General features: G+C 71.6%; 9 protein-coding genes. 5 read left to right on the forward strand and 4 right to left on the reverse strand.

Annotation, left to right across the window (positions count from 1 at the left end; translation table 11 throughout):
* Window positions 1-93: 93 nt before the first annotated feature.
* The 3 genes from CR470_RS15355 to CR470_RS15365 are packed head-to-tail and all read right to left on the reverse strand — an operon-like array spanning window position 94 to window position 3250.
* Complete coding sequence (locus tag CR470_RS15355) at window positions 94-1035, reverse strand: carbohydrate ABC transporter permease (protein WP_373561414.1); 942 nt, start codon at window positions 1033-1035, stop codon at window positions 94-96.
* The gene (locus CR470_RS15360) at window positions 1032-2003 is read right to left on the reverse strand and encodes a carbohydrate ABC transporter permease (protein ID WP_097868156.1); all 972 of its coding nucleotides are present in this window, start codon (window positions 2001-2003) and stop codon (window positions 1032-1034) included. The genes CR470_RS15355 and CR470_RS15360 overlap by 4 nt, the downstream gene beginning before the upstream one ends.
* A gap of 2 nt (window positions 2004-2005) precedes the next feature.
* A complete protein-coding gene (locus CR470_RS15365; RefSeq protein ID WP_097868157.1) occupies window positions 2006-3250 on the reverse strand; it encodes a sugar ABC transporter substrate-binding protein in 1245 nt (414 codons plus the stop codon).
* A 548-nt stretch (window positions 3251-3798) separates the two neighbouring features.
* On the opposite strand from CR470_RS15365, the gene CR470_RS15370 reads away from it, so the two are divergent.
* The 4 genes from CR470_RS15370 to CR470_RS15380 are packed head-to-tail and all read left to right on the forward strand — an operon-like array spanning window position 3799 to window position 6624.
* Window positions 3799-4809, forward strand: a complete 1011-nt coding sequence (locus CR470_RS15370; RefSeq protein ID WP_097868158.1) for an acetylxylan esterase — start codon at window positions 3799-3801, stop codon at window positions 4807-4809.
* A 13-nt stretch (window positions 4810-4822) separates the two neighbouring features.
* Window positions 4823-4975, forward strand: a complete 153-nt coding sequence (locus tag CR470_RS39540) for a hypothetical protein (protein ID WP_179892261.1) — start codon at window positions 4823-4825, stop codon at window positions 4973-4975.
* A gap of 55 nt (window positions 4976-5030) precedes the next feature.
* A complete protein-coding gene (locus tag CR470_RS15375; RefSeq protein WP_143663811.1) occupies window positions 5031-5804 on the forward strand; it encodes a hypothetical protein in 774 nt (257 codons plus the stop codon).
* A 1-nt stretch (window position 5805) separates the two neighbouring features.
* On the forward strand, window positions 5806-6624 hold the full coding sequence (locus CR470_RS15380) for a hypothetical protein (protein WP_097868160.1): 819 nt from the start codon (window positions 5806-5808) through the stop codon (window positions 6622-6624).
* 111 nt (window positions 6625-6735) lie between these two features.
* Here CR470_RS15380 and CR470_RS15385 read toward each other — a convergent pair whose 3' ends face one another.
* A complete protein-coding gene (locus CR470_RS15385) occupies window positions 6736-7806 on the reverse strand; it encodes a LacI family DNA-binding transcriptional regulator (protein ID WP_097868161.1) in 1071 nt (356 codons plus the stop codon).
* A gap of 380 nt (window positions 7807-8186) precedes the next feature.
* Here CR470_RS15385 and CR470_RS15390 point away from each other — a divergent pair.
* Window positions 8187-9959 (forward strand): ABC transporter family substrate-binding protein (locus CR470_RS15390; protein WP_097868162.1); only part of this gene is annotated, 1773 nt, incomplete at its 3' end.

The raw sequence follows: 9959 nt of genomic DNA on the forward strand, positions 1-9959 counted from the left end.
GCGACATGTCTTTCTGGTGGTGGTGAGGGGTGTGGCCGCGCTCTGTTACGGGGCGGGGTGCGGCCTCGTACGTGAAGTGCCCGGACGGACGCGTTACTTCATGCCCGCCGTGGCGATGCCCTGCGTGAAGTGCCGTTGCAGCGCGATGAAGACGACCAGCACCGGCAGCACGATCAGGAAGGCCCCGGCCATCAGCATCCCGTTCGAGCCGCCGGCCTTGTTGGGGTCGGTGGCGAACGTCGCCAGGGCCACCGGGAGGGTGTATTTGTCGGGGTCGTTGGTCGCGATCAGCGGCCAGACGAAGTTGTTCCAGGAGCCCAGGAACGTGAAGATCGACAGCGTCGCGAGGGCGGGCTTGACCAGCGGCATCACGATCCGCCAGAAGATGTACCACTCGCTCGCGCCGTCCATCCGGGCCGCTTCCAGCAGCTCGTCCGGGATCGACTGCATGAACTGGCGCATCAGGAAGACCCCGAAGGCCCCGGCGGCGAACGGCAGCACCAGACCCGCGTAACTGTCGATCAGCTGGAGCTTGCTCATCAGCACGAACAGTGGCAGCAGCATCAGGTTGCCGGGCACCATCAGCGCGCCGAGCACCAGGCCGAAGACCTTGTTGCGGCCGACGAAGTTCAGCTTGGCCAGGGCGTAGCCGAGCATCGAGCAGAAGACCAGGTTCGAGACGGTCACCAGGACCGCCACGATCACCGAGTTCATGAAGTACAGCGGCAGGTCCAGCTTGTCGAGCAGCTGCCGGAAGTTCTCCAGGGTCCACTCGGTGGGGATCCACACCGGTGGGCTGGCCGACAGCTCGCTCTGCGTCTTGAAGGCGGAGAGCCCCATCCAGAGGAAGGGCGCCGACATGACCAGCAGGCCGAGCGAGAGCAGGACGTAGACCAGGGGGCGGGAGGCGCTCCGCTTTCCGCCGGTGTTCTTCCTGTCGCCGTTGTTCCTCCCGCCGTTCTTCTCCCCGGCGGTGCTCTTCCCGGCGGAGCTCTTCAGGGGCTTGACCGCCGCGTCGCCGCTGTTGGCGCTCATTTCGTGTTGTCCTTCAGCAGTCGGAGCTGGAGCACCGTGATGCCCATGATCACCACGAAGAGGACGTACGCCATGGCGCTCGCGTAGCCCATGTGGAAGAAGTTGAACCCTTCGCGGTACATGTTCAGCGAGACCGTGAGGGTCGAGTCGGACGGGCCGCCCTGGGTCATCACGAACGGCTCCTCGAACACGTTGAGGTAGCCGATCGTCGTGATCACCGTGGCGTAGAGGAGGGTCGGACGCAGGAGCGGGACCGTGATGCCCCGGAACTCCTGCCAGACGCTCGCACCGTCGAGCTTCGCGGCCTCCCGCACCTCGGTGGGGATCGCCTGGAGGCCCGCGATGAACAGCACCATCACCGTGCCGACGTTCCGCCAGACCGCCATGACGATCAGCGACGGCATCGCCAGCGTCTCGGAGCCGAGGAAGTCCGGTGCCGTCCAGCCCACTTCGGAGAAGAGACCCGCGATCAGCCCGTCGCTCGGATCGAGGACGAACCGCCAGACGACGGCCACCGCGACGATGGTGGTGACCACCGGAGCGTAGAAGCCGACCCGGAAGAAGGTCCGCGCCCGGTCGATGCCGTTGTTCAGCAGAACGGCGACGACCAGCCCGATGCCGATGGTCAGCGGCACGCCGACGACGACGAAGTACCCGGTGTTGAAGAGGGACTTGAGGAACTTCTCGTCGCCGAAGAGGTTGACGTAGTTCTCGAACCCGATGAAGTTCGCTTCCCACGGGCGCGTCACGTTGCGCAGCCCGAAGTCCGTGAAGCTCATCACCAGCGTGGCGAGGATCGGGAACGCCATGAAGACGGTGAACAGGACGAGGAACGGGGTGGAGAACAGCCAGCCCGCCGCGTTCTGCACGCCCATCGACGGCTTACGGCCCCGGCTGCCCCCGGTGGCCGGGGACGGTGCGGCCCCGGCCTTCCGGGTCCCTCGGGCCTTCTCGGTCGTGGTGCTCATGGCTACTGCTTCACAAGACCTTCGATCTCGGACTGCGCGGTCCTCAGCGCGTCCTCGGCGGAAGCCTTGCCCTGCGTCACCTTGGCGATGGCCTGGTCCACCTTGTCGGTGATCTCGGTCCAGTTGGCCAGGGACGGCGAGGACTTGGCGGTGTCCATCTGCTTCTTGAAGATCTGGAGGTCGGCGTCGTCGGCGAGCGTTCCGGACTCCCACGCGGAGGTGTTGGCGGGCAGGTCCTTCGTCCGCTCGTACCAGTCGGCCTGGCCCTTGGTGTCGGTCAGGTACTTGATGAACTCGGTGGCCGCGGCCTTGTGTTCGCTGTCCTTGGAGACGACGAGGGAGGAGCCGCCGGCCATGGAGGTGGAGGAGGCGTCCGCCGGGACGTTGGCGATGGCCCACTTGCCCTTGATCTGCGGCTGGCCCTCGTCGAGGAGCGTCACGTGCCAGGGGCCGCCGAAGAACATCGGGACCCGGCCGTTGCCGAAGTCCTTCACCACGTCGTAGCCGGGCTGTACGGACTTGTTGGAGAGGCCCTTGTCGAAGTACGAGCCGTACTCCTTCAGCGCCTTGACGGCCTGAGGGCTGTTGACGACGGCCTCGCCCTTGTCGTTGACGATCTCGCCGCCCGCCGAGTACAGGAAGGAGTAGAAGTTCTGCACGGTGTCCAGGCCGCTGGGCTGGATGGACAGCCCCCACTTCGTACCGGCCTTCTCCTGGTAGGCGGCCGCCAGCTCCTTCAGCCCCTTCCAGTCGGCCGGAGCCTTCGTCACGCCCGCCTTCTCGGCCAGGTCCGTGCGGTAGTAGAGGACCCGGGTGTCCACGTACCACGGCACGCCGTAGGCGGTGCCGTCCACCTCGCCCTGCTCCCAGCCCGCCGGGAAGAAGTCCTTCTTGTCGAAGACCTTGGTGTCCACCGGCTCCAGCACGCCGAGTTCGGAGAACTCGCCCAGGTAGCTCCCGCCCATCTGCGCCATATCGGGCAGGGTGCCCGCCGCCGCTGCCGAGACGAGCTTCTGGTGGGCGACGTCCCAGCCGATCGGAGTCACCTTCACGGTGATGTTCGGGTTGGCCTTCTCGTAGACCTCGGCCACGTCGGCGAGCTTCTCGCCCTCGGCCCCCATGGCCCACACGGTGAGCGTCTGCTTCTCGTCCGCCGCGACGTCGCCGCCGGAGGAGCCGCAGGCGGAAAGGGTCACGGCGAGCGCGAGCGCTACGCCGGCGGGAGCGGTTCTGGCGATGCGGGACATGGGAGGGCTCCTCCTTGAGCAATCCGGATGCTGCGCGATGTATGCGCTGCCTGTAAGCGCATACATCACTGTGCGCCAGTCGTTCGGGAATCCGCAAGAGGGTGCTGGGTCACACTCGTGCAACGCGCTCGACATCCTGGCGTCTTGTTGTTGAACCGTAATCGCGCTGTTTGTGGAACAACAGGCGATGTGACCGATTCGTCGTTCGGGTCGAAGAGTCTCGGAGGCGCGAAAGCCGAAGGGCCTCGGGGCCGAGGCCGGCGGGCCGGGGGCAGGGGGCCGGGAAGCCGGGGCCGGGGCAGGGGCAGGGGGTCGGAAAGCCGGGGCCGGGGCAGGGGGTCGGAAAGCCGGGGGCCGGGAAGCCGGGGGCCGGGGGCAGGCCCTGTCTCTTATACACATCTCTGATGGCGCGNAGCCCGCTCAGAGATGTGTATAAGAGACAGGTCGGAAAGCCGGGGCCGGGGCAGGGGGTCGGAAAGCCGGGGGCCGGGAAGCCGGGGGCCGGGGGCAGGCCCGGTGGGCCGTGGCCGGGTGTCTACCCTCGCGGCATGGCCTCCTCCGTCGCGTTCCCCCACGACTTCCCGTTCGATCCCGCCTACGGATACGACGCGCCGGACGCCCTGCTGGGCATCCCCGCCCCGCCCGCCCCGGAGGGCTTCGACGCCTTCTGGCGGGACCGCAGCGCGCGGGCCCGCGCGGTCGACACGCGCCCGGTCCTCGGCCCGGCCGAGGAGGAACGCGACGGCGCCCGGATCCACGGCGTGACCTACACCTCCGTGGGCGGCGTCCGGCTCGGCGGCTGGCTCGCCCTCCCGGCCGAGGGGCCCGTGCGGTACGGATTCGTCGTCGGGCACGGCTACGGCGGCCGCCAGGATCCCGGCCGCGACCTTCCGGCGCCGCTGCCCGGGTCCGCCGTGATCCTGCCGTGCGTCCGGGGCATGGGGGAGCGGGGTCGGGTCGACGGCATTCCGGACCTGGCCGCCGAGCACGTCCTGCACGGCATCGGCTCCCGCGACACCTACGTCATCGGCGACTGCGCGGCCGACCTGTGGTGCGCCGCCTCCGCCCTCACGGCACTCGTCCCGGAACTGGCCGGGGCGGGCCTCCCGGGCGGGCCCCGCCTCGGCTACCTGGGCGAGAGCTTCGGCGGCGGGCTCGGGGCCCTCGCGCTGCCTTGGGACGACCGCTTCGGCGCGGCCCAGCTCACCGTCCCCACCTTCGGCAACCACCCGCTGCGCCTGACCCTGCCCTGCGCGGGCAGCGGCGAGGCGGTCCGGGCGCACCACCGTGAGCACCCCGAGGTCACCGGTGTCCTCGGCTACTTCGACGCGGCGACGGCGGCGACCCGGCTGACGCTGCCCACGCTGGTCGCGGCCGCGCTGTTCGACCCGTCCGTGCCGCCGCCGGGGCAGTTCGCCGTGCACAACGCGCTGGCCGGCGAGCGCGAACTCCAGGTGCTGACGGCGGGGCACTTCGCGTACCGGGGCATGGCGGCCGAGGCGGCGGAGCTGGACGCGAACCGGACGCGGTTCTTCGGGGAGCGGCTGCGGGCCGTCTGACGACGGCGTCGTGATGAACGGGCTGCCGACATCCGACGCGACCGCGCCGAACCGGGCGCCCGACCACGGGAAGCCGACGGTGCGCGCGTACGTCACCGGCGCGTACGGGCCCTTCCGGATCGCGGACTTCGACGGCACGATGATCGGGCGCGACAGGGCGAGTTGAGCAGGGACACCCATGCGACCGGGGGGCCGGGCGCCGGAGGCGGAGGGGGAAGGGCGTGGACGGGGTCCCGACAGGCATGGTCGTCTTCGTGTGTGTGGTCATGGCTCCGGTCACGTTGCTGATGTGGGCTCTGGCGGTCTCGGAGTGGCGGGAGCTGCGGAGCCCGCCGAAGCCGCGTGATCCGGCGGTCCACTACGACCTGCGCCTGCACTCCTGGAAGGAAGCGCCCGCGGCCCTGCACCGATGGCAGGAGGGCGGTCCCGTCGGCACGGGCGGTTCGGCCGAAGAAGACGTCCGGGTGGCCGAGATCCTGGCGGTGCTGGACGGGAAGGACGCCGACGAGGGCGCCGGCGTGCACACCCGGCTGCGGTTGCGCCTGCCCGACGGGGAGGAGACGACGCTGCACACCGACGTCAGGAGCGCGCGGAACGTCCGGGCCGGAACGTTCCTCCCGGTCAAGCCGGTGCGCGAAGGCGTCACCCATGTCCTCGGCGACACCTGGGCCACCGCCGCGGACCTGTCGGGACACGCGGTCGGCCGGGTGTTGCTGCGCCACCGCCGCGCTCTCGGGCTGATCGACGACGAGGCGGCCGAAGCGGTGGACGGAGGGCGGCCCGAGGACGCCGACCTGGTGGAGGTGCGCCCCACCGGCGAGGTGCGGGCGGGGCACGTCGAGGTCGTGATCACCGCCAGGTGCGGCGACCACGGCCCGGTGACCGTCCGGGGCCTCCTCCGCCCGGAGGAGATAGCGACGGCCCGGCACACCGGACGGGTGCCGGTGGTCCGCTCACGAGGAGGGCGGTGGGAGCTGTGGCCTGCCTGGTTCTGACATGAGCACACATCGCCCGGACGTGGGGGAGCCGGACGCCTTCATGCTGGCGGAGCACGCCCGGCAGGTCCGCAGGATGCGCGTACGCCGCCGGACCACCCTGTCGTCGGCGGCGCTGACCGTCGCCGTCGCCGTGGCCGTGTGGACCGGCACCGACCTGTCGTGGCTGTGGATCCTGCTCTCCGCCCTGTCCGTGCTCCTGGTTCTCGCCTGCGCGAGCCACCTCGGCCCCCAGGACTCCGAGCGCCCGGTCCCGGACACGCCGGTAGAGGCCGCGGTCGTGGTCGGCGTCGAGATCATCAGCTGGGGCAGGGCCGACCGCGACGGCTTCCACGACGTACGGGTCATCGCCCGGCCCATCGGGTCGGACACCGGACAACTCGTCTACGGGCACCTGCGGTTCCACGCCGACCGCGGCTGCCGGATCACCGCGGGCATGCTGGTCGGCTTCCGCCGCCATCCGACGATGCGGTACCTGGTCCACGTCGAGCCCCACCACGACCCGCTCGCCCTGCTGGCCCTGAGGGACGCGGCCGAGGGGGTCGTGCCGGACCGGGGCGGGGCGGACGCCGCGGTGACGGGAGTGGTCGAGGAGGCCACCGTCGAGTCCGTCGTCATCGGCGACCGCCCCGACGGCGACCGGTGGGCGACCACCGTCACCCTCCGCGCCGCCGACGGTGCGCTGCTCACCGACTCGCGGCCACGACTTCCCGAAGAACTCGGCGGCTTCGAGCCCGGCCGGCGCGTCCCGGTCGTCCGGGGCGGGCACGCGCACCTCGCCGGACGGACCCGGTGTGCGGTGCTGCCCCGCACGCCCTGAGGCGGAGGCCTCCGCCAGGCGCGCGCCACTCCCGCCGGCCGGGCGGGGCCTCAGAACCTGCGCCACTCCCGCCGGCCGGGCGGGGCCTCAGGGCCTGCGGCCTTCCCCGGTTCAGCCGCAGCCGCAGCTCGCGCGGCGGGTCACGGAGACCGGCAGTTCCAGCGAGACCGGGGCGCGGCCCGGGTCCGCCAGGCGTTGGACCAGCAGTTCGACCGCCTGCTCTCCCAGGTGCCGGATCGGCTGGCGGACGGTCGTCAGGGGCGGGCGGACGATCCGGCTCAGCGGGATCCCGTCGAACCCGGTCACGGCGATGTCCTCGGGCACCCGCACCCCGCGCCGCTCCAGCGCCTGGAGTGCGCCGACCGCCATCTGGTCGTTGGCGAACAGCATCGCCTCCGGCCGCTCCACCCCCGTACCCTCCGACCGGTCCAGCAGGGTGCCCGCCGCCAGCGCGCCCTCGGCCTGCGTCATCATCCCGGCGCGCAGCTCCGGCCGGGAGGGCACCGGAAGGCCCGCGTCCCGGCACCCCTCCTGGAAGCCCCGGAACCGGGCCTGGGCGTCCGGTGAGTCCTCCTCGCCGCCGATGAACGCCAGCCTGCGCAGCCCGTGGTCCTCGATCAGATGACGGGTCAGTTCGCGCTCGCCCTCGGCGTTGGCCACCACGATGTGGTCCAGGTGGTCGATCTCGCGCGGTCCGGAGAGCATCACCACGGGAAGCCGGCGCGATATCACCTCCAGGTCCTCGGTCGGCACGGTCCGCGCCAGTACGGCGAACCCGTCGACCCGCCCCGCGACCTTCGCCACCAGGCTCTCCGGCCCGCCGTCCAGCGCGGCGGCGATCAGCAGGGCGTAGCCGTGCCGCCGTGCCGCCCGCTCCATGCCCCGGATGATCTGGTCGGAGTAGAGCATGACGGCCTGGTCGTCGTCCGCGTCGCTCGCGGCGGCGGAGATCTCGGCGTCCTGGTCCGCGAAGTCGGGGAAGCACAGCCCGAGCACACCCGTCGTCCGGCTGGCCAGGCCCCGGGCGCTGCCGGACGGCACGTACCCCAGCTCGCGGGCCGCCTCCATGACCTTCTCGCGGGTCTGGGCGCGTACGGAATCGGGGTTCCGGTACACCCGGGAGACCGTGGCAATGGAGACGCCCGACCGCTCGGCGACGTCGTACACCGTGGGGGCGCTCACTCGATTGACCGTCCGCTTCTTCTTTCGTAGCGCCGCGCCTGGCGCGTGTGCTGGTACCGGGCCGGCGGCCTGCTCGCCGCCCGACGCGCTCACGAGGCTCGTGAAAGCGCATTCACCCTAGATCGTGGGCCGCGGGGGGAGCAAGGCCGCACGGGGTCCCGCCGAACGTGCGCCGGGCCACACGCGGCCCGCGGGAGCGAAACGTTCCTCCGGCCGGGTGAGCTTGGGGCTGCCGCCCGCCGTGTCTGCGCCGCCTCGCGCGAGGGGGCGTTTCAGTGGACGGAAGGAATCAGTGTGATCAACTGCAAATGCCACCACATACGCACTATCCGGTCCATTCCGGTACGGGGTGGTCCGGGCCGGCCCCGGAGGTATCAGCCATGTCCCACGTCGGCGTCCCGCGCGGGACGGTTCGAAAGCGCCGATCGCTCGCGCTCCTCACGACGGGGGTGCTCACGATCCCGGTGCTGGCGGGCTGCAGCTCCGGCGGCGAGGAGACCTCCCGGGGCGCGCCCCAGGACATCGCCCCCGCCGCCCGCCACGCGGTCGCCGACGGTTCGACGGTGAACTGGGCGGTCGACGCGCTGCCGGCCACCTTCAACGCCTTCCAGGCGGACGCGGACAGCGCCACCACCCGGATCACCGGGGCCCTGCTCCCGGCCCTCTTCCCGATGGACGCGTCCGGGCAGCCGAAGCTCAACCCGGACTACCTGGAATCCGCGAAGATCATTGAGCGTGAGCCGAAGCAGGTGGTGCTCTACAAGCTCAACCAGCAGGCGGTGTGGAGCGACGGGCGGGAGATCGGGGCCCCCGACTTCGTCGCCCAGTGGCGGGCGCTCAGGGGCAAGGACTCCGCGTTCTGGACCGCCCGCAACTCCGGTTACGAGCGGATCGAGAAGATCGAGCGGGGCGCGGACGACCTCCAGGTACGGGTCACGTTCTCCAAGCCGTACGCGGACTGGCGCTCGCTGTTCTCGCCGCTCTACCCGAAGGAGATCACCGGCTCGCCGGACGCCTTCAACGACGGGGCGCGCACCACCCTGAAGAACACCGCCGGGCCCTTCGTCCTGCGCGGCGTCAGCAAGTCCAAGGGCACCGTCACGCTGGCCCGCAACCCGCGCTGGTGGGGCGACAAGGCCAAGCTGGACACCCTCGTCTTCCGGGCGGTCGCCGCCGAGGACCGCACCCAGGCCCTCGCGGACGGCACGGTGGACGTCGCCGACATCGACGCGGCCACCGCCGACCGCATCGCGCTCGCCCGCCGCGACCGGGGCGGCAACGGCCGGGCGCTCGCCCACGGCCCGGGCTCCGGGACCACGCCCGCCGCGGCCCTGCGCTCCTGGGCCCTGGCGCACGGCTCCGACGAAAAGGCCGCGGAGATCGCGCAGGCCGCCCGGGAGAAGAACCGCAAGGCCGTCATCGCGTACACCGCGGAACAGAAGGCCCTGCGCGACTTCGAGGTCCGCAAGTCCCTGGAACCCGCCTACACGCAGCTCGCGCTGAACGGCGAGTCCGGCCCCCTCGCCGACGACCGGGTCCGGCGGGCGGTGGCCCGCGCCCTGGACCGCGAGGAGCTGGCCCGGACGGTGCTGGGGCCGCTGGGCCTCCCGGCGGAGCCGCTCGGCAGCCACCTCGCCCTCGCGGGGCAGCCCGGCTACAAGGACGGCAGCGGGGCGCTCGGCGACCAGGACACCGAGGAGGCCCAGGCCCTGCTGGCGGACGCCGGCTGGACGCGGGGCGGCGCGGCGCAGCCGCCCAAGGACACCAAGGCGGGCAGCGAGGCGGAGAAGGAGAGCAACAAGACGGACAAGGCCGAGAAGGGCGACAAGAGCGACAAGGCCGACGCCGAGGGTGCGAAGAACGACGCGGAGAAGAGGACCGCCGAGGGCGCGAAGGACGACAAGGACGCGAAGAGCGAGAAGGCCGGGCAGGACACCGAGAAGAAGGCCGGGGACTCCGCGGCCGCGGGCAAGAAGGCCGACCAGGCCTCCGAGGACAGCGCCGCCTCCCGCGACGAGGGCCTCTACATCGTCGGCGAGGACAACAAGCCCGGCGCCCCGGCCCCCGCGCAGCCCCCCTCCACCGGCGGCGCCTTCGCCGTCCACGTCCTGGCTCCCGCCCGGACGGCCGCCGCCCAGGGCGCGGCCCTGCTC

This window comes from Streptomyces sp. rh34 (assembly GCF_002551245.1).
In the GTDB taxonomy this organism is placed as follows: domain Bacteria; phylum Actinomycetota; class Actinomycetes; order Streptomycetales; family Streptomycetaceae; genus Streptomyces.

Coding starts and splice junctions, on each gene's coding strand:
- CR470_RS15355 (WP_373561414.1), bottom strand. CDS start 1,035: ATGAGCGCCAACAGCGGCGACGCGGCGGTCAAGCCCCTGAAGAGCTCC.
- CR470_RS15360 (WP_097868156.1), bottom strand. CDS start 2,003: ATGAGCACCACGACCGAGAAGGCCCGAGGGACCCGGAAGGCCGGGGCC.
- CR470_RS15365 (WP_097868157.1), bottom strand. CDS start 3,250: ATGTCCCGCATCGCCAGAACCGCTCCCGCCGGCGTAGCGCTCGCGCTC.
- CR470_RS15370 (WP_097868158.1), top strand. CDS start 3,799: ATGGCCTCCTCCGTCGCGTTCCCCCACGACTTCCCGTTCGATCCCGCC.
- CR470_RS39540 (WP_179892261.1), top strand. CDS start 4,823: ATGAACGGGCTGCCGACATCCGACGCGACCGCGCCGAACCGGGCGCCC.
- CR470_RS15380 (WP_097868160.1), top strand. CDS start 5,806: ATGAGCACACATCGCCCGGACGTGGGGGAGCCGGACGCCTTCATGCTG.